Here is a 19450-nt window from a genome sequence, read left to right as displayed (position 1 = left end):
GCCTGGTTAAACAGACGACTTTTTTGCTTCCAATCTTTCTCTTTGACGGGCAGATTCTGCATTATATTTTGGTAACACGAGTAATTGATAAGCATTACAAATGATTAAAGGTAGAACCATTAACCATAACCAACTTTCTTCGTTTACTCTTAATACCGGCACCCATTCAATCGTTGTCACGACCACCATAAAAAACAACGCTGGTACAAAAGCATGTTTATTCGTAGTGGATACTTTCAAGGCCGCAATAACTACACCGGCTATTAAAACAAAACCTGCAAGTCCTAAATAAGGAAGAATACTATCTCCTGCATCCGCAAAAGCTTTATAACGGAAGTACACTAAATCAAATAGCACAAATAAAACCAACACAATTTGCACAGCATTCCATAATTGATGAGACTTAAAAATACCCAACCCAAAACGATGCACTGTTAAATATGCGAAAAATCCCATTTGACTAATAATACTAAAAATTAAACCGACACCGAATAACCAAAAAAGAACAGATAGTATTTCCAACGCATCAAAATTGGTAAATAAATGAGAAAATTCATCCCAACGCACGACAAAACCAATAACCCCTGTTGCAACGCCACCGACAAGTAATGTGGTTATAAAAAATTTGATCCAAGCACGGCTAGTCAATTCCTTTTCCCCCATAACGTTATTATCACTTAATGATTGTACCAAATCTTTACTTGAAAAATCTAGGCAATCCGCAATTTACGCATAATATTGACAGATTTTCTTCATTCTATTAGTACGGGATATTTATTTTAGGAGGCAGTTTAACATGAAAAAAAGCCTTTTTATTATTCCATTGCTCCTCATTCTAACCTTAACAGCATGTTCGCAATCAGGTAGTGAGCACATGGACTATGATCAAACAAAGAAAATGATTGTAGATATACTAAAAACGGATGACGGAAAACAAGCATTACAAGACTTAATGGCTGATGAAAAAATAAAACAACAACTAGTAATGGACCAAAATATGGTGACAGAAACAATCGAGAGTACACTGACATCTGAAAAAGGCACAGAGTTTTGGAAAAAGTCATTTGAAGACCCAGCGTTTGCTGAAACAATGGCTAAAAGCATGAAGTCAGAGAATGAGGAGTTACTCAAGGACTTAATGAAGGATCCAGATTATCAAAAAATGATGATGGACATTCTAAAGGATCCTGAAATGGAGAAAAAATTAACAGAAGTGATGAAAAGTCAAGAATTTAGGGCGCATTTGCAAACAGTCATTACTGAAACCTTTGAAAGCCCGCTCTTTAAGGCAAAATTACAGGACGTTCTTATGAAAGCGGCCGAAGAATCACAATCAGGTAAAGAAGGTAAAGAAGGTGGTGGCGGTAGTAGCGAAGGTGGTGGCGGTGAACAAGGTGGTGAAGGTGGCGGTGAAGGTGGCGGTGAAGGAGAAAGCGGCCAAGAAGGTTCTGGAGAAGAATAAAAATATAAGAAAGCATTTGGATTTAACATCCAAATGCTTTCTTATTATGCTTTTTTAATTACTTGTTGTGCAATTTCTGTATAGATTTTTCCTAAACGATGATCTGCGTCGTAAATAGATGGTGCGAAATCTTCTTCGCTCCAATCAGGCTGCTGCAGTGGTAATTGACCAATTACCTCTGTTCTTAGTTCTTCTGCAAGTTTTTCTCCGCCACCATGACCGAAGACATACTCTTTTTCACCTGTAACTTTACTTTCAAAGAAAGCCATGTTTTCAATTACGCCTAAGATTTCATGTTCAGTACGAATAGCCATCGCACCAGCACGTGCAGCAACAAAAGCTGCCGTAGGGTGAGGAGTAGTTACGATGATTTCCTTACATGATGGAAGCATTGTATGAACATCTAGCGCCACATCACCTGTTCCTGGTGGTAAATCTAATAGAAGATAATCAAGATCTCCCCACTCTACTTCATTAAAGAAGCTATTGAGCATTTTACCAAGCATTGGACCTCTCCAAATAATTGGTGCATTATCTTCTACAAAGAAGCCCATAGAAATAACCTTAACACCAAAACGTTCTACAGGAATTATGCGCTCACCTCTTACCACAGGACGCTTCATAATACCCATCATATCAGGGACACTGAACCCATAAATATCTGCATCTACTAGACCGACTTTCTTTCCTTGCCTAGCAAGAGCGACAGCCATATTGACAGATACTGTTGATTTCCCAACGCCACCTTTACCACTAGCAATAGCAATAAATTTCGTTTTACTATTCGGTGATAGTAGACCCTTATCTTCTTCAGGCATTGCTTGTCTATGTTTTTCTAGTGTTTCAGCCGGTAGTTCATTAAAACGGATACCCACGGATTCTGCACCAGCTGCTTTAATTCGATTCACAATCTCAGTTTGCAATTGTAATTGTTCAGCTGTTGCAGTCTTGGCGATCAATATTTTTACACTGACATGAGCCTTCTCCTCTTTTACTTTAATCTCTTCAATCGCTTGAAGTTCCCCGAGTGTTTTATGTAAAAAAGGTTCTTGTAAGCCCTCAATGGCTTCTCTTACTTTTTGTTCATTAATCATCTATCCTACACCCCTTTAAAATCGTTTCTTCATTAGAATAACTCTAATTGTCATTCTAACACATATTAGAATATCAGTCTTTATACAATGCCTAAAATATCTTAAAGATCTATTTGTATAAATGTTTATATTTTCCACGAAGGGATTTTTAGAAAATAAAAACACGAACAAATCTTTTGTCCGCGTTTAATCTTCAATCACAATCTCTTTCTCATTAGAGTAATGGCGCATTATGCCATTGTAAATGGAGGCTGCTATTTTATTTTGATAATCGTCGCTTTGTAGTAAGGTCCGCTCGTTCTGATTAGATAGGAAGCCTACTTCTACAAGGACACCTGGTTTTTTTGAATGATCAAGAATATAGACATTTTCTAATTCCTTCGCCCGTCTTGTCGTATTTTCTAAGTTAGCGATGAGTTCATCTTGGATAAATTTAGCCGCTCGTGCATTTCCATCTATATGAGAAGCAAAAAAGGTTTGTGCTCCTCTCCATTTAGGAGAAGGGATTGAATTCAGATGTACACTCACGTAAAAATCAGCATCACTATGGTTAATCATATTTAAGCGCTTTTTCAAATCCTCTACTTTTCGCCTACTATAGCCTTTAGTATCTTCTGCAGCTAAGTCCTTATCATCTTCGCGTGTCATCATCACCACGGCTCCTTGTTCTTGAAGGTAATCACGCAGCTTCAAAGAAACTTCTAGGGCAATATCTTTCTCTAACACATTTCCATTATCTGCTCCACCATCCGGACCGCCATGACCAGGGTCAAGAAGGATAACCTTTCCGGATAAAGGAAGATTCCAAGCGTTCCAGGAATCATCTTCAGAAAAGTCATATTGCAAAATAAAGAATAAAATAGCCAGTCCAGTTATAAAACCAATTACTTTTAATTTCTTCTTCACCTATTACCACTCCCCGCTCGTCCTCAAAATATATATATGGGACAAGGAGAATGATTAGAACGATTTAATGCAGTCTTAATTTATGCCTTTTTCGACCATTTTCAAACCCTTCCATCCACCAACTATAGATATACTGTTCACAACTGTAGAATAGGGATTCACTATAAACCCCTTCTTCATTTTGCGCCCAATATAAGAAAAAATGATACAGAGTATTCGTAAAATGCGTAAGTTCCCCTTTACATCTATGTTGAACAGTAGTAGCCGTCTCACCGCTAGTACCAAAATGACTATAATGTGCGCCTAAAAGATACGCTTCGATTGCCATATCATAGCAAGCTTCCTCTATTCCCGCATGGTTCATTAAACCTGTTAATAAACGAGATGATCCGAATAAGTGCTTGACTTGTTCTTTCAGATCCTTTACTGAGATCTCCTTTAGCACTGATTTTTCATATTTTAACTGCTTCTCTCGCCGCTTATCTTCAAATGTAGTAATAAGTGTCACTTGTTTTCACCTCTATCTCTATTCTTTAACTTCCTGTATAGAGGCATACAAAAAGCAGCGGTGATTTCCGCTGCCAATTTTTCCACTATATTAATGTGCTACTTTTTCTAACTCTTCTCTAATTTCCTTCGAACGTGCAGCAGCATGTTGAACAGCTTCGGAAATAGCTTCTCCGCCGTGATGAGCTTTTAGTGCTTCGACACCCGAATGAGTTGTACCATTAGGTGAGGTCACTCTCTCACGTAAAACAATCGGTGCTTCGCCTTTTTCTAAAACCATTTTTGCTGCTCCATATATCGTTTGAGCAATAATTTTCCGTGCTTTTTTGGCCTCTAATCCTTGTTCTACACCCACCTTCTCCATCTCTTCCATTAGATAGTAGAAGTAGGCAGGGCCACTTCCTGCAAGACCTGTGAAAACATCCATCTGCTCTTCTTCAATGATAAATACTTCTCCCATACAAGCAAGTAAATCTTTCACATCTCTCTCATGTCGCTTCTGTGTATAAGAACCGAGAGACATCGCTGTAGCCGATTCTTGAATCATGCTAGATGTATTTGGCATCACCCGAATAACTTGCTGCTCATCATTTAGCTTCTCTTCCATATATGAAGTAGAAATACCTGCTAATACAGAAACAACCACTTGATCAGGTCTGATTTTATCTTTTAAGAAGGCAAGGGCTTCTTCTGCGCCATAAGGTTTCATTGCCATAATAAAATAATCAACTTCTTCATACGGTAGATCCTTTTGTAGCATCGTATGAACACCGTATCTTTCCTTTATTTCTGTCAACCGATCCCCATTGAATTTATTCGTTACATAAATTTGCTGTGCTGGTACCTTCTCCGCATGAATCATTCCTGAAATCATTGATTCCGCCATTGAACCTGCACCAAAAAAAGCCACTGTCTTATTCTCTAACATTTACACAAACACTCCTTAAAAGTTGTGTCTTCGTTTCCGTACTTTTTTCAACGTTATCTATCTTAACATGTCACTATTTAGAATCAAGGGTTAACGATTAAGTCATAAGCATATGAGCGAGATAGTGAAAGAAAGCGTTACCATTCAAATCCTGATGTCCTCTAACCTCGCTCAACGGTCTGTATGCAGGCTCAATCTTAAATATCGTGTTTTCATCTTTGTTGTAAAGTAAGGACAACCATCTGCACATACTTCAATAGTAGCTTCATGTTAAATTATTCTTTTATTCTAGGACACAAAGCAACAAATAATGGAAGAGACGAAGTAAAACGGATGAGGAGAACTATTCAGATTTTATGACGATGATAGGTATGAGCCACATCATCCGAAAAGAACTGCTAAACATTTACGCTTCCACTAAGGAACGTCACAAATCTGTTTTGCGCTACTTATCCCTTTGCTTTCCCTTGTAACTATGTACCCCTTCACATTTTCAAACAGAGCGACTTGCCTAATTACCAACCTCGTAAAAAGATCTGCCCCCACTCCCTTTAAATTATCGCCACCAACAATCACTGTTCTGTAAATTAAATCACCGAAAAAATTTGATGTACATCATCAAAAAAAGCTTTTCGCCACGATAAGTGACAAAAAGCTCTATATTAATCAACTAATCGACTAGAACGAGATTTCTCCGCTGTCTTCTTTAACCAAGGCGTTAATGGTTTTTTTAGTACAAGCCCTAAGATTAAAGAGGCTACGAAAAAGAGAAATAAGTATAGAAAACTCATCCAGACGACATGAGGGACAATGCCTCCAACTGCTTCTCTCAGAATATTAATCGCATGTGTAAATGGTAAGAATGGATTAATCGCTTGGAAAAATGCTGGTGCAACTTGAATCGGGAAAGTACCGCCTGCACCTGATAACTGCAATACCATGAGTATAATCGCTAACGCCTTACCAATATTGCCAAAGATTGAGACAATCGTATAGACCATTGTCATAAACATCATCGCAATAATGACAGTAAATATCACAAACCAAACCGGATTTGCTGCGTAAGTTCCAAGAATCAGAAGATCACCAACACTAACAATTAACCCTTGTAGAAAGCCAACGATTAAAAATAGGACAAGCCTGCCAAGGTAAACATGACGAATAGAATACTCCTCTTTCATATCTTTTGGGTGGACATCTGTTTTTAATAAGTTCGCTAATAACAGTGCACCTACCCATAAACATAACACAGTATAAAAGGGTGTATTCGCTGAACCGTAATTTGGGATTGGATATAATTGATCCTCAACAAGCTTTACCGGCTCTTTAAAGAATTCACTTTCTTTTTGAATATCATTTTTTAATAACGCAATGATTTCTCCCAAATCATTATTTGCCTTAAAATCTCGAATATCATCGGCTGCTTTATGGACCGAATCTTCAAGCGCAGGAAGATTCCCTTGAATGAACGCGGTAACTTCAGAAAGTCCTTTTTCCACCTCAGGAAGGTTTTCATTCACTAAGCCCGCTATTCGCGAGAATTCTGACTCAATTTTAGGGAGGTCATTACGGACAAAGTTACTTGCTTGATGAACTTTTTCTTCCACACCTGGGAGGTCATTTCGAATAAAGTCGCTTGCCTTATGAACGGCATCAACTGCTTTGGGTAAATCCGTCTCAATCTTTGCAACGATTTCACCTATTTTCTCCTCGATTGCCGGTAAGTCAGCAATGATTTGATTGAGCTGTGCTTCACCTGTCTCAGCAATTCCTTCTGCATTTGTTAGCACTTCTTCTATATTCGGCATGTCTTGTTGAATTTTCTCTAAATCGCCCGCAGCTTTTTGTGCTGTATCATTCAATTGTTGCATGCCATTTAAGATCTCTTGCTTTCCACCATTGTTCATAAAACCAACAAGTCTTCCCGCTTGAGCAGCGGTATCTTGAGCCTGTTTCCTAAGTACTTGGATTTGCTCTTTTGATAACTCACCTGAGCCCGCTTGCGCTAGGGAATCATTAAGTGCTGTTAACTGCTGTGATAATTGTGTTAATGAATCAATCACCGTTGTAAATTGACCGTTTTGATTTAACGCCGTAAACATATCAATCGCATGATTAACTGATGTAATATTTGTTTGCAATTGTTGCTGTAAATCTTTAATCGATTGATTGACCGAATTGTTCATTTGGTCATTTTCGAGTTGTTTAAGTACTTGGTCAATGGAATTGGCCGTATTTTCAATGATAACTGCATTTTGAGTAATAACATCTAATATGGGCTCAATTGCCCCTTCATTTGCTGATAAAAAGCTATTTAGACTTTTAACATATTCTTCAGCATCAGCTGCCATTTGATTGGCTTTCGGTAAAGCTTCCTGCACACGCTCAATCACCTCTTGCGCTGTTTGAACACCTTTTAACGCTCGATTTAACTGATCTGATACTTCTCCAAACTGCTGACTTGCTTCTGTTAATCGCTCTGCTGCCTCTTCAATTTCTGGTAACCGCTCTTCTAATGTCAATACTTGATCACCTAATTGATTGATGAGCGGAAGCTTTTCTTCTAATGTGAGTATGTGCTGTGCTCCTTGATTTAATTCAGGAAATTTCTCTTCCAGGGCAATTACTTTTGTGATTGTTTCCTTCATCTCTGGCCAGTCTTCATTTAACGTGACAATCTTTTCACCTAGTTCATTTAACTCCGGAAAACGTTCTTCTAATGCAAATATATTATTCTCCACTTTAAGAATGGTCGGTAGTTCTTCCTCTAACTTAATACCGATATTGTTAAATTCCGTGAATAGGGCTTTTGATGCTTCGGCTAAAAAATTCTCACTAATCTGTTCAACTAATGCGGAAGCGCCTGCAGATGTCATCTTTGGTGCAATCGCATTTAATTTTTCATTTACCTCATACCTGACTTCCGGTGCCTCTGGTTCACCATCCACCACACTTGTTAATTGTTTCGAAAAATCCTCGTCAATATAGACCGCAGCATAATAATCTCCATCTCTTACTCCTTCTTCAGCTACCTGCCTATTCACAAAGGTCCAACCCATTTGATCATTATCTTTTAATTGATCAACGAGCTCTTGCCCTATATTCATTTCTTTCCCTTCAAGCTCTGTGCCACTATCTTCATTGACAATTGCTACCTTAATTTGACTCGTCTCGCTATATGGATCCCACGATGCAGCAATATTAAACCATGCATACAATGACGGCAAAAAGGCTAAACCGATTAGTAGTAACGCAACTAACGGTACCCTGCGTAAATTCCTAAAATCCTGCCTGACAATGCTGAAAATCTGCTTCAATCTTCCACCTTCCTTATTCATGATGGGCCTTCTAATAACAGAAAACCCCAATTCAATACCTATAAGAATACAACATCCTTTTGGAAGTTTCCATTTAAAAGTCACTGGAAATTTTAAATTACAAATTAATGGTTGCTTATCGAGAAGGCGTCGCTTTAAAAAGGGGCAATAATTGGTACATTGTAAACATTTTAAAAGCATACAAAGACTTTTTATCAACGCCAGATGAAAGCATATGTCATTTAAGAAACCACATCATTTACTGTTAGGTTTAAATAAAGCTCCTAACAAGTTAATGATACGATTCAAATTGGATTTAAAAAATAGAGAGTTGGGTTCCTTTTTGTAAATGTCACATCAATCAGTGGTTGGGATAATGATATCAGATGCATCCGAATGATTAGGGTTCTTTACCTTCTATTAGTTTGGATTATTTTATATGGTTTTTATACTCATTTTAAAAGAATAGTGGAATGAACCCTATTAATAAGTAGATATTATCCAATGTTGCATGTTGAGCAGTAAAATATACACAAGTCGTACCCTTGCCCTATAAACATCACTTGCTTTGGACTCTGTTAAGCCACGGAATCCTTCGGCTCATATTTTAAAAAATATATTCAAGGAATAAAGAAAAAGTGGAACTGAATGGACTATATCTATCTAATCGCATATTCGAAAAGTATGCCAATGTAATACAGGCATTTTGGGGAATCTATTTAAAATGAGGAGGGTGGATAGGTCATATCTCGTGTCAATTTACCGGTAAATCACGCTTAACCGCCTTATATTTGGGCTAAGGCGGCTAATTTTTATATCCCATTCTTATTAAATACTTATTGGGATAAATCTTTCTTTATTCTTCATCTTTTACTTTATTAAATATTGCTTCTGGAATCATTTCAAAGCCTTCAATCACTGTGTTCTCTTCCACTTCAATCATTAGACAAAGCTTACCATCCACATGCATTTGACGAACATAGCGCAAATCCTGCGGACAAACAGAAATATCTGCTACTTTTGTTTTGATTTTAATTGACTTAGACGTATACTTTGGCACAATACTGGTTGCTTTCAGCTCATAATTTTCATCGTCAATTACCTTTTTGAAAGCTGATTCTACCTTTTGGCGATCGACATCCTGCACACCGCTAGTTGTTAGAACCTTCTCCACATCGCGATAGTCCAGTTTCGGGGCATCAGGCTCTTCATTCTCTTCCACCACTCGTTGGATTTCATCGAATACATTGGCAAGTATCGACGTATTAATCTGGTTGCCTGCAACATCCTTTACAATTTCCTCAAACACAATCTTATCGTCTTGTGCTGTCATAGCTTCTTCAGCATTTAATACTTCTTCAATGAAATGATAATCCAGCTCATATGCCTTTCCTGCTGAATAGAGTACATGATTCACATCTGCAGCATGATCAGTAAAGCTAGGAAATAGAAATCCGCCAACTGGTACTTTCAAATTGATAACAGGATCAACGACAAAGTGATACTTGAATTCTTTCTCCACATAGTCAAACAGTAGCTCTTTTTTGGGATCTATCGTCTTGTTGATACTGCATAAGATAAAAGGATTGGCATAAACCGCATCTCGGCTGCTTTCTTCGGTCTCTTCGTTACTCCGTTTCGTAGGCTTTAAATATTCACCATGTATAAACGTAACGACAATATCCATTTCGTACTGTTTATCCTTCAACATCTTTTCCACAAGATCCAACATATGCCCTTTCCATTCATCCGTATCATTCGTAAGTATCGCTTGATGAAGTATCAGTTGGCTACTATTCTCTATATTTCGCTGGAATTTCAATTCAAACAACTTCTGATCCAACTGGCCTGTCAGTACTTTTTTGAAGTTGGTTAAGAAAAGTTCCTGCTGTTCTTGTTCAAGCATTTCGAATGGCGTGCTTTGATGGTGATAAACTTCACTAGATTCTTTCATTATATAAACATTAAAAATATCTTTAATCTTTAATAAATCATTATTCATCTTAAATTGTTTTTTAAAGTCAGCTATATCTTTTTTATTCAAAAATGGATTCTCCCTTAATTCATTATGCAAACCATGGATCAATCAACTGAATTTTATCTTTTCATTTTAACATAATTAAATGGGCTAATGGATGACTTAACTCCATAGATTGTTTCCAAACGGATATCAATTAAAATTAGTTTGTGAAAATGTGCACAAGCGGTTATACTAGAACTATAACCCGATTGTGAATCATTGAACATGATGAAGAATTAAAAAGTGGTCCATGAGGAAAATAGTCCGAACAAGCTTGTAATAGCGGAGCCTACTTTTTTGCCACTTTTAATGTTTATCTAAATATTTGACCGAAGCCATATGCGCCTGAGATAGTATGATAATTTCTTTAATCAATTCTTCTTTTGATATCTGGAAGCCTGTATTAATCCAATTGGCTAATAAACCGTAAAATCCATATGCTGTGTATCGCTTAAAGTAATCCATATTAACCGGGAGATCATTAATTGTTTTAAATTCAAACTTCTCCTGATATATCGTAAGTATTGTTTGTGGAAACCTCGTATGCAGTTCGGGAATGGTGTCGACATAATTGATTAAATCATAAAATTCCCGATTGTTATAAATGGATGAGATAATATGAAAATACCTATTATCCAATAGGTTTGTACTAACCTCTCTCTTAAGTTTAAACGGCCTTTCAAAAGATTCTTCTAACGCCGCTAGATTGGTGGACAAGAGGTCATCGGCTAATTCAAATTTATCTTTATAGTGAACATAGAACGTACTTCGATTATACTTTGCATACTGCACGATATCTTTGACAGAAACAGAATGGAAGCCCTTTTCTTTCGTTAAGGCAATCAGAGCCTGTTGAAGGTGCATCTTCGTCCGATCTCTTCTTGGGGTAGACCAATTGTTTTGCATTCGCTCCTTCTCCTTATGCAACAAAATTTTGCTGGTTTATAGACAATTATACCTAATATGTCTAATGAATACACAATTACAATTTTATTGCTGATTGAACCTATCTATCATCGTATTATAATTTATTTGTAAACACTTTCAATTAAGTGTATTGACACATTCATTATAATAGGGGGAAGAAACATGAGCAAACTACAAGATAAAGTAGCTGTTATTACTGGGGGAGTATCTGGTATTGGTGCTGCAACTGCAAAATTATTTGCTTCAGAAGGGGCAAAATTAGTCCTTGTTGATATGAACGAAGAAAAAGGTGCTAGTTTTGAAGCTGAATTAAAATCACAAGGTGCAGAAGCGGTTTTCCTTAAAGCTGATGTAACAAGTGAAGTAGAAGTTAAAAATATCTTTACTACAGCATTAGATACTTTCGGTAAAGTAGATATTTTATTTAATAATGCGGGAATTGGCGCAGTAAAACCAACTGAAGAGCTAAGCTATGCAGAGTGGAGAAAAACAGTAGAAGTGGACTTAGATGGGGTATTCTTAGTTGCACAAGCTGCTATTAAAGAATTCTTAAAAACAGGAAGCGGTGTTATTGTCAATACAGCTTCTATGTATGGTTGGGTTGGCTCACCTGGAAGTGCGGCATATAACGCTGCCAAAGCAGGTGTCGTGAACTTAACTCGTTCGCTTGGCTTAGAGTATGCAGCACGCAATATCCGTGTAAATGCGCTTTGCCCAGGATTTATCGATACACCAATTCTTGGAGAAGCAGATAGACAAGGTTTAACTGCTGCTACACCAATGAATCGTTTAGGTAAACCAGAAGAAATGGCAAAAGCAGTATTATTTATGGCTAGCGATGATTCTTCTTTCATGACTGGTAACAGCCTAATTATTGATGGTGGATACACAGCACAATAATTATAAATAAAGTAAGAAACCCATTTTGACTTATGGTCAGAATGGGTTTTTTTATGATGATGCAGGGACAGAAATGACATATTTTCTACTGTAAAACAGCTATGAACAATCAATTTTATCTAGGCAGTTTATTCCCAATAACACTTTTTGATCTCAATTCACTTGAGTCAATGTTTCAAGCACAATCTCGGTTGCTTCTCCAATCAATTGATCATCATATTCGGCTTCTTTTTCCTGCTTATTCGACAATACGGCAATCACAATTGGTTCATCATTAGGCGGCCATACAATCGCGATATCATTTCTTGTACCATAAGATGCGGCACCACTTTTATCACCAACGATCCAATCTGTTGGTACTCCTGATTTAATCAAGGTATCACCAGTTGTATTTCCTTTGAACCACTCCTGAAAAATTTCTCTTTTTTCTTCCGATAATTCATCCGTTAATCCAAGTATTCTTAAATTTGTTGCCAATGCTTTAGGGGTACTAGTATCTCTCGTATCCCCAGGAGTGGCTTCATTTAATTCTGTCTCCAACCGGTCCATCTCTGTCACATCATCACCGATCGCTCTTAGTGCTTCCTCAAGCTGATCTGGTCCACCTAATTCTGCAAACAATAAATTTCCCGCTGTATTATCGCTATACTGCATAGCTGCTTTCGCAATCTCCCTTAATGTCATTCCTTCATCGACATATTTTTCTGTAATCGGTGAATAGGTAACAAGGTCTTCTTTTGTGTACATTCTTTTTTCATCTAAGATTGATATCGGGTTTTCCTTTAATAAAACCGCCCCCGCTAACGCCTTAAATGTCGAGGCATACGCAAACCGTTCGTCTTCTTGATAGGCAACCGTTTCTTCATTACCTGTATCAATAGCGTATACACCTAATTTAGCACCATACTTTTCTTCTAACTGAGCAAACTTGCCAGACGACACATCCTCTGCCTTCACTTCCCCACCATTCACTTCATTTTCTTTAGAACAACCGACGAGTAATAACATAGCAACAAATAAACCAACAATCATTTTTTTCATCCAAAAACCACTCCCTAAAATTTAATACCAGATTACATTTGTAGTCTGATTACATCTGTAGTACAATATTACATATGTAATCCTAATTGTCAAATTTTTTTTAAAAAAAGGAGGTGGGCGAGATCTTTATAAGTTTCTTTCTCAACGGGTTGATCATTTCCACTTTTTCAATCCTTACCATCCTACTTATACGTAATTGGATGAAAAACCAAATAAAAGCACAATCACTTAACCACTTGTGGATATTGCTTTTCCTAACACTGCTCATTCCTTTATGCCCTATACCATTACCTTCTTTGTTTTCCGCACAACCGCAAATTCCGGAATTACAAAAGGAAGGTACAACAGTGGCAATTGAAGAAAAACAAGGTGTAATGACAAACGAATTCATTAAAGATTTCTCTGTTTCGGTTCAAAGGATTGATTTCTCTTTCTTAAATGTACCGCTCATGATTCTATGGCTACTCGGTGTGTTTGTGTTACTATCTTTACTTTTGATTAGCTTTTTCGCACTTAAAAGGTTGAAGGCCCAAACACAACCAGTTGAAGACCCAAATATTAAGGCTCTTTTTCTATCATGTAAAAAAAGACTAGGGATTAAAAGAACTATCGACGTCCGCTATTCAACCGAGACTCACTCACCACTCATTTTTGGCCTTTTTCATAGTGTCGTTGTCATCCCAAAAAAAGAGCAAAGCTGGTTAACCATGACGGACTATGAAAATATCTTTCTACATGAGTTAAGTCATTATAAAAATAAAGATTTACTTACAAACTATGTGATGATTTTCTTCCAGGTCATTTACTGGTTCAACCCGCTCATCTGGATTGCCTCAAAAAGAATGAAAGCCGATAGAGAAATGGCTTGTGATGAGGCAGTTTTACAGTTACTCTACCATGACAAAGCTGTCGTTCGTTATGGGCATACAATGATTAATTTCGCATCTACTATGCAAAGGAAGCTGCCACTAACCGCAGAATTCACAAGTGGCAAACGACAAATGAAAGAACGAATCGAGCGTATTGCTGCTTTTCGTACAAAAAAAGCATACTCATTTAAAAAAACAGTATGCTTCTATACTTTAACTCTCTTTATCTTAATTGCTCAGCTACCTTTCGTATCTGCACTCGAAATCGGAGCAGAAGAGACATATGACTTTCAAAACGAGAGCATCATTGAGCGAAATCTCTCACCTTTCTTTCAAGGGTTTGAAGGAAGTTTCGTCCTTTATGATGAAGCGAAAAATCAATACGTCATTCATAACCGCGAGAATGGCATGAAGCGGATCTCACCTGATTCTACTTATAAAATCTATAGTGCTTTATTTGCATTAGATGCAGGGTACATTATGGAGGAAGCTTCCACCCTTTCATGGGATGGCAGAAACCAACCTTTTGCGGCTTGGAATCAAGATCACAACTTAACTTCTGCTCTACAAAACTCAGTTAATTGGTATTTCCAACGCTTAGATACGATGGCTGGTGAGGAAGCGTTACAAACAAATCTTCAACGTATACATTATGGCAACACCGATACTTCAGGAGGCGTAAAAGACTTTTGGAATGAATCATCCTTGAAGATTTCACCAGTTGAACAAGTCGAGCTCTTGCAATCTTTTTATCATCATCAATTAGGATTTAAAAAGGAGCATACAGCCAAGGTGCAAGATGCACTATTAATTGAAAGCCACACAGGTTACCGCTTATATGGAAAAACAGGCACAGGAACCATTAATGGTATAAACAAAAACGGTTGGTTTATAGGTTACGTCGAAACAAAGCAAACTACCTACTTCTTTGCCACAAATATTCAAGACGAAGGAGAACCAGATGGGCAAAAGGCAATACAAATCACGAGAGATATTTTGAAAGAATTAGGGATTTACGAAAGCAAGGAGGCACAATAAATGGGGGAAACATTACCGAATATCTCAGAATCCGAATGGGCCATCATGAATGTCCTTTGGGATCACTCACCACGAACAGCTAACGATATCATCCAATCTTTACAAAAAAATACTGATTGGAAACCAAAGACCATCAGAACATTGCTCGACCGTCTCGTCCAAAAGTCAGTCGTAGCTGTCGACAAGAGCCAGAAAGTGTACACCTTTTCCCCACTCTACTCCCAAGAAGAGTGCCAAAAGGCAGAAACACAATCATTCATCCAACGCATCTACGGCGGCACACTCAAATCCATGCTCGTCCACTTTATCCAAGACGATAAATTATCAGACAAAGACATCAAAGAACTGCGTTCGATATTGAATGAGAAACCTGAAGGGAAGGAATAGGAAAGGATGAAGACACTAGAAACGCGTCCTACAATTTTGGGGTTTCTGGTGTCTTTTATTTTCAAATACACCATGATAATAAAAGGGTCTGAATGATTATTAGCGCCATAGCAATGTTGAGATTATGGAAAAGGAGAATTACTGTTTTGGAAGCAAAGTGTATTAAGTTCTATGAATTTGGTAATCCCGAAGACGTACTAAAAATTGAATATAAAAGTATCCACACTCCTAAGGATAATGAAGTGCTTGTACGTATGATAGCAAGACCAATGAACCCTTCTGATTTAATTCCCATTAAAGGTGCATATTCTCACCGTATTCCGTTACCTAATATTCCTGGTTATGAGGGCGTAGGTATTGTAGAAGAGGTTGGTCCATTAGTATCTCAAAACCTTATTGGTAAGCGTGTCTTACCTTTACGAGGTGAAGGTACTTGGCAAGAGTTTGTGAAAACAACAGCAGACTTTACCGTGCCGATACCGGATTCTATTGATGACTTTACAGCTGCTCAGGTGTATATAAACCCAATAACAGCCTGGGTGATATGTGTGGAAGAATTAAAATTAAGTCCAAATGATGTCTTATTGGTAAACGCATGTGGTTCTTCGATTGGGCATATTTTTGCTCAATTATCTAAAGTAATAGGCTTCCGATTAATAGCTGTAACAAGAAATGAGAAATACTCAAAAGATTTACTAAGACTCGGTGCTTCTTATGTTATAAACACCTCTGTCAACCCATTGCATGAAACAGTGATGGAATTAACCAATGGACTCGGGGCCAAAGCAGCCATTGATTCAATAGGAGGTCCTGCAGGCACTAATTTAGCATTTAGCGTTCACCCAACTGGAACCTTTTTAACTATAGGACTATTATCAGGAATTCAAGTAGACTGGGCACAAATCATAAATAAGGCAAAAGTAAACGCCAAAATATTTCATTTACGACATTGGAATAATAGAGTTTCGATAAGTACTTGGCAAGAAACATTTAATCACCTGATAGCCTTAATCACTAATAAAAAGTTAAAACTCCAGAATGCAGATGCTCAATTCGACTTGATAAAAGTAAAAGAAGCAGTCAATTTTGTAGAGTCTTATCGAAATCGTAAAGGAAAGGTTTTTCTAATCAACTGATAAGTATTGAATCTAAAAAAGGGTCGAATGAACAACAACGTTCATTCGACTCTTTTCATTATGACAATGCACTTGAAGGACTACTTGTATTTTTTATTATTTCTCATATGTTGAATAAGACCCAATATAATCAATACGACAAAGCCACTAATAGATACCAATAAATTGACCTAAAAAGAAGGAAATAGTTATTTGGATAAATAATACTGTCTAGAGTAACCATGTAAAGAGAGGGGCTATAATAAGTGCTTAAAACTAAGAAAGTAATCGTAACAGGAGCGGCTTCTGGAATAGGGAAAGAAATTGTTAAACAATGCTTACATGAGGGAGTTTCAGTAATTGCATGCGATATTAATGAACATTCTTTATATGAATTAAAAGAATCCATGGCTAATCACTATGTTCTACATACATATCAGTTAGATGTAAGTAACTATGAAGAGGTCGCTAAATTCTTTGAACATGTTGAAGAAGCACATACAGATGTAGATGGATTAGTAAATAATGCAGGGGTGTATTTGGCGAAAAATATACTGGATTATCAAGTAGATGAAATGGATAAAGTCTTGGATATAAACGTTAAAGGGTTTATTTATTTCTCACAAATGTTCGGTAAAAAGTTGCTTCAAAGCAAGCGCCCGGGAGTTATTGTTAATATGTCTTCCGTATCTGGAATGGAAGGCAGTTCAGATGCAATTTATGGGTTATCAAAAGCTGCTATATTAGGTTTAACTAAAAGCTGTGCATTAAATTTCTCACCATATATCCGAGTAAATGCTGTTGCTCCTACTATGGTTACTACTCCAATGATGGATACGATTCCTGATTGGAGAAAAGAGAATTATCTAAAACAGCAACTCATTCATACACCTGTCCTCCCTGTAGATGTGGCTGATACTGTTGTCTTCTTATTATCAGATAGAGCAAAGCATTATACTGGGGCAACTTTCGATATAAATAATGGTGGATATCTAAGGTAGTTACACTTCTTGATGAGAAATGCGTTTGTTAAAGAAGTTCCTATCGTCATGTTTGTAATTTTCTCTATGAACTAATAGTAACTTCATAGAGCCTCTTTTGTCTGACTGAATTGCTCAACCCCGTTTGTGAAGGAAAAAGTTTATCTCACCAAGCATGAAACAACCTTTGGCTTTACTACATTTTTTACAGCGTTTATTTTCCACAAAAAAACAAAGGGGCTGCATAAGCTACCTCTTTGTTTCCACTTGATGCCGACTTTCTTAGGAAGATCCTTTCCTTCTACACCAGTTTCCTTTAAGGGTTTATATCGCTTCATGCAAATATAAACATTTTTTTATGTCATTTATAGCTTGCAAATGTATTCCCTCGTGAAAGATGGTCCGAATTAACACTTGTTCAATCGTTCGCATCCCCATTTCAGTGGGAGAAAATAATTCTTCTAAACGATGTCCATAGCTCTCCTTCAACCTCTTAGGTTGTTCCTCCAACAATTTTTTTAGTTCGATATAAGAAGGTGTCTCCATAGAAAAATGATCCGGTGTTGTACCATATCCAAACCATTTTCGGAAAGATTCTGGAGCCTCCGTTTTCTCCTTTGTTAAAGTCTCAATCCATAAATACTGATCTAGATATACATGTCCCATATTCCATCTAATATTATTATTAAAATGGTTGGGTACAATCTCAGCTGCCTCTGCACTTACCCCACTTATACTATCCAATAAATCTTGTCGATAAGCTTCTAACTGATTAAAAAGTACCAATTGACCTTCTTTCATGACTCTTCTCCTTTTTGTGTATTATTTAATATAATTAGTTCGGCATTTAATATATTTTTCCTCCTAAAACTAACTTGACATTAAAAAAAGGAAACATAGGGCGATTCCTTTTATCATTCAAGCGAGAAAATGAATATTGAATCCTGTTACGTTTCCCCTTTGTTTCATCTAACACCTACTCCAAATTTTTTAGTTACAAGCTGCCATAACAGTAATTAGGGGTAACATCCCTCACTCATTTCGCAACAGCATGACCTTGATCACCTAATTTAGCAAGATAATCAATTAAGAAGTGTAAAATAATTAGTGGAATAATTGATCCTAAAACAATATATAGGCAAGAAAATAATAAACCTATAATAGTAGTTCTTACAACTCCTACCCAAACCCCTTGATAGGTATGTGCTAATCCAAATATAAAAGATGCGGCAATAATGACTCCCCATATTGATAAATCAGGAAATAAATAGGATAGTGCAAAAATTAAGAAACCTCTATAAAGAACTTCTTCCGTTATCCCCGCACTCAATGATACAAAATTCCACACTTTTTTCTCTTTATCATTAACTGGCAATATCGGAGTAAACTCATAATTCTCCATTTCCCCCGCTTTTTTTATGGATAGTTCACGCCTAATCTTAGAACTTAAATAGTAACCAATTATATAGTACAAAACTAAACAAAGATAAAATACTCCTAAGGTTAAAATGATGTAACTGAAAACATTACCTAAAACAGAAGTATTAAGTTTCAGTGATGTGAATCCTATTTGCCCTAAAGACAGTTCTGTCAGTAAAACCAGGCCAAGCATGAAAATGATGGGTATCCATAATCCATATATTATTTTGTAGTAGTACTTTAATCTTGCATGCTCTTTTATCCGTACATCCTTTTTAAATTTCTGAAAGTCTAAGTATCCAACAATCGGATCATAAAGCAATAAGGTAATTAAAATAAGCCAAAATCCAATTTCCATAATTTATCCTCCTTGATAGATTGTGAATTAATATTAACAACTCACGTTACGTGAGATACAAGAGGAAATTTAATATTAGGTAAATGAATTGTACTTAGATTGGATGATTTAAAAATGACATTAATACCCTCCTTGCTCCTCCCCTGTTGTTACATGCTCTTGCAAGATTGCACAATATAATT

The 19450-nt window shown here is 36.9% G+C and carries 17 protein-coding genes; 6 read left to right on the top strand and 11 right to left on the bottom strand.

Going from position 1 to position 19450, the window contains the following annotated elements; genetic code table 11:
• Positions 1 to 6: 6 nt before the first annotated feature.
• Positions 7 to 648: a KinB-signaling pathway activation protein gene (locus tag MKX78_RS01040; protein ID WP_095371077.1), complete on the bottom strand. Its 642-nt coding sequence runs from the start codon at positions 646 to 648 to the stop codon at positions 7 to 9.
• A 148-nt stretch (positions 649 to 796) separates the two neighbouring features.
• Here MKX78_RS01040 and gerD point away from each other — a divergent pair, with 148 nt between their 5' ends.
• Positions 797 to 1462 (top strand): spore germination lipoprotein GerD, encoded by a 666-nt coding sequence (gerD, locus tag MKX78_RS01035; RefSeq protein ID WP_341049373.1) that lies wholly within the window; start codon positions 797 to 799, stop codon positions 1460 to 1462.
• Between the two features lie 44 nt (positions 1463 to 1506).
• Here the strand turns inward: gerD and MKX78_RS01030 are convergent, their stop codons facing one another.
• The 7 genes from MKX78_RS01030 to MKX78_RS01000 all read right to left on the bottom strand — a co-directional run bounded on the left by MKX78_RS01030 (position 1507) and on the right by MKX78_RS01000 (position 11140).
• On the bottom strand, positions 1507 to 2556 hold the full coding sequence (locus MKX78_RS01030) for an Mrp/NBP35 family ATP-binding protein (protein ID WP_095371079.1): 1050 nt from the start codon (positions 2554 to 2556) through the stop codon (positions 1507 to 1509).
• Positions 2557 to 2742: 186 nt separating this feature from the next.
• Positions 2743 to 3462 (bottom strand): N-acetylmuramoyl-L-alanine amidase CwlD, encoded by a 720-nt coding sequence (gene cwlD / locus MKX78_RS01025; RefSeq protein ID WP_095371080.1) that lies wholly within the window; start codon positions 3460 to 3462, stop codon positions 2743 to 2745.
• 64 nt (positions 3463 to 3526) lie between these two features.
• Positions 3527 to 3970 (bottom strand): DUF2521 family protein, encoded by a 444-nt coding sequence (locus MKX78_RS01020; protein WP_322910585.1) that lies wholly within the window; start codon positions 3968 to 3970, stop codon positions 3527 to 3529.
• Positions 3971 to 4060: 90 nt separating this feature from the next.
• Positions 4061 to 4897: a pyrroline-5-carboxylate reductase gene (proC, locus tag MKX78_RS01015; RefSeq protein ID WP_095371082.1), complete on the bottom strand. Its 837-nt coding sequence runs from the start codon at positions 4895 to 4897 to the stop codon at positions 4061 to 4063.
• A gap of 662 nt (positions 4898 to 5559) precedes the next feature.
• Positions 5560 to 8235 carry a YhgE/Pip domain-containing protein gene (locus MKX78_RS01010; RefSeq protein WP_307316859.1) on the bottom strand — a complete coding sequence of 892 codons (2676 nt, stop codon included), beginning with the start codon at positions 8233 to 8235 and terminating at the stop codon, positions 5560 to 5562.
• Positions 8236 to 9070: 835 nt separating this feature from the next.
• On the bottom strand, positions 9071 to 10258 hold the full coding sequence (locus tag MKX78_RS01005) for a DUF4317 domain-containing protein (RefSeq protein ID WP_095371085.1): 1188 nt from the start codon (positions 10256 to 10258) through the stop codon (positions 9071 to 9073).
• 282 nt (positions 10259 to 10540) lie between these two features.
• Positions 10541 to 11140 carry a TetR/AcrR family transcriptional regulator gene (locus tag MKX78_RS01000; RefSeq protein ID WP_307316861.1) on the bottom strand — a complete coding sequence of 200 codons (600 nt, stop codon included), beginning with the start codon at positions 11138 to 11140 and terminating at the stop codon, positions 10541 to 10543.
• 183 nt (positions 11141 to 11323) lie between these two features.
• Here MKX78_RS01000 and MKX78_RS00995 point away from each other — a divergent pair, with 183 nt between their 5' ends.
• Positions 11324 to 12061: an SDR family NAD(P)-dependent oxidoreductase gene (locus MKX78_RS00995; protein WP_095371087.1), complete on the top strand. Its 738-nt coding sequence runs from the start codon at positions 11324 to 11326 to the stop codon at positions 12059 to 12061.
• Positions 12062 to 12214: 153 nt separating this feature from the next.
• Here the strand turns inward: MKX78_RS00995 and bla are convergent, their stop codons facing one another.
• Positions 12215 to 13102: a class A beta-lactamase gene (gene bla, locus MKX78_RS00990; RefSeq protein WP_307316863.1), complete on the bottom strand. Its 888-nt coding sequence runs from the start codon at positions 13100 to 13102 to the stop codon at positions 12215 to 12217.
• 113 nt (positions 13103 to 13215) lie between these two features.
• Between bla and MKX78_RS00985 the strand changes: the two genes are divergently transcribed.
• The 4 genes from MKX78_RS00985 to MKX78_RS00970 all read left to right on the top strand — a co-directional run bounded on the left by MKX78_RS00985 (position 13216) and on the right by MKX78_RS00970 (position 17512).
• Positions 13216 to 15009 (top strand): BlaR1 family beta-lactam sensor/signal transducer, encoded by a 1794-nt coding sequence (locus tag MKX78_RS00985; RefSeq protein WP_341049368.1) that lies wholly within the window; start codon positions 13216 to 13218, stop codon positions 15007 to 15009.
• Entirely contained in the window at positions 15010 to 15396 is a 387-nt protein-coding gene (gene blaI, locus MKX78_RS00980; protein WP_095371090.1) for a penicillinase repressor BlaI, read from the top strand.
• Positions 15397 to 15509: 113 nt separating this feature from the next.
• Entirely contained in the window at positions 15510 to 16532 is a 1023-nt protein-coding gene (locus MKX78_RS00975; RefSeq protein ID WP_445662668.1) for a zinc-dependent alcohol dehydrogenase family protein, read from the top strand.
• 245 nt (positions 16533 to 16777) lie between these two features.
• Positions 16778 to 17512: an SDR family NAD(P)-dependent oxidoreductase gene (locus MKX78_RS00970; RefSeq protein ID WP_095371091.1), complete on the top strand. Its 735-nt coding sequence runs from the start codon at positions 16778 to 16780 to the stop codon at positions 17510 to 17512.
• A 303-nt stretch (positions 17513 to 17815) separates the two neighbouring features.
• Here MKX78_RS00970 and MKX78_RS00965 read toward each other — a convergent pair whose 3' ends face one another.
• Positions 17816 to 18292: a DinB family protein gene (locus MKX78_RS00965; protein WP_095371093.1), complete on the bottom strand. Its 477-nt coding sequence runs from the start codon at positions 18290 to 18292 to the stop codon at positions 17816 to 17818.
• A 235-nt stretch (positions 18293 to 18527) separates the two neighbouring features.
• Entirely contained in the window at positions 18528 to 19268 is a 741-nt protein-coding gene (locus tag MKX78_RS00960) for a CPBP family intramembrane glutamic endopeptidase (RefSeq protein ID WP_341049362.1), read from the bottom strand.
• Positions 19269 to 19450: the final 182 nt, after the last annotated feature.

Origin of the sequence: Cytobacillus sp. FSL R5-0569, assembly GCF_038007265.1 — a bacterium.
GTDB classification, from domain to species: domain Bacteria; phylum Bacillota; class Bacilli; order Bacillales; family Cytobacillaceae; genus Cytobacillus; species Cytobacillus kochii.
This window is presented reverse-complemented; position numbering and strand designations above follow the sequence as displayed.

What these genes read in the sequence shown, in the direction of transcription:
- bla (WP_307316863.1), bottom strand. Translation starts at nt 13,102, where the DNA reads ATGAAAAAAATGATTGTTGGTTTATTTGTTGCTATGTTATTACTCGTC.
- MKX78_RS00965 (WP_095371093.1), bottom strand. Translation starts at nt 18,292, where the DNA reads ATGAAAGAAGGTCAATTGGTACTTTTTAATCAGTTAGAAGCTTATCGA.
- MKX78_RS01030 (WP_095371079.1), bottom strand. Translation starts at nt 2,556, where the DNA reads ATGATTAATGAACAAAAAGTAAGAGAAGCCATTGAGGGCTTACAAGAA.
- MKX78_RS00995 (WP_095371087.1), top strand. Translation starts at nt 11,324, where the DNA reads ATGAGCAAACTACAAGATAAAGTAGCTGTTATTACTGGGGGAGTATCT.
- MKX78_RS01000 (WP_307316861.1), bottom strand. Translation starts at nt 11,140, where the DNA reads ATGCAAAACAATTGGTCTACCCCAAGAAGAGATCGGACGAAGATGCAC.
- gerD (WP_341049373.1), top strand. Translation starts at nt 797, where the DNA reads ATGAAAAAAAGCCTTTTTATTATTCCATTGCTCCTCATTCTAACCTTA.
- MKX78_RS00975 (WP_445662668.1), top strand. Translation starts at nt 15,510, where the DNA reads ATGTTGAGATTATGGAAAAGGAGAATTACTGTTTTGGAAGCAAAGTGT.
- MKX78_RS00960 (WP_341049362.1), bottom strand. Translation starts at nt 19,268, where the DNA reads ATGGAAATTGGATTTTGGCTTATTTTAATTACCTTATTGCTTTATGAT.
- proC (WP_095371082.1), bottom strand. Translation starts at nt 4,897, where the DNA reads ATGTTAGAGAATAAGACAGTGGCTTTTTTTGGTGCAGGTTCAATGGCG.
- MKX78_RS01010 (WP_307316859.1), bottom strand. Translation starts at nt 8,235, where the DNA reads ATGAATAAGGAAGGTGGAAGATTGAAGCAGATTTTCAGCATTGTCAGG.
- blaI (WP_095371090.1), top strand. Translation starts at nt 15,010, where the DNA reads ATGGGGGAAACATTACCGAATATCTCAGAATCCGAATGGGCCATCATG.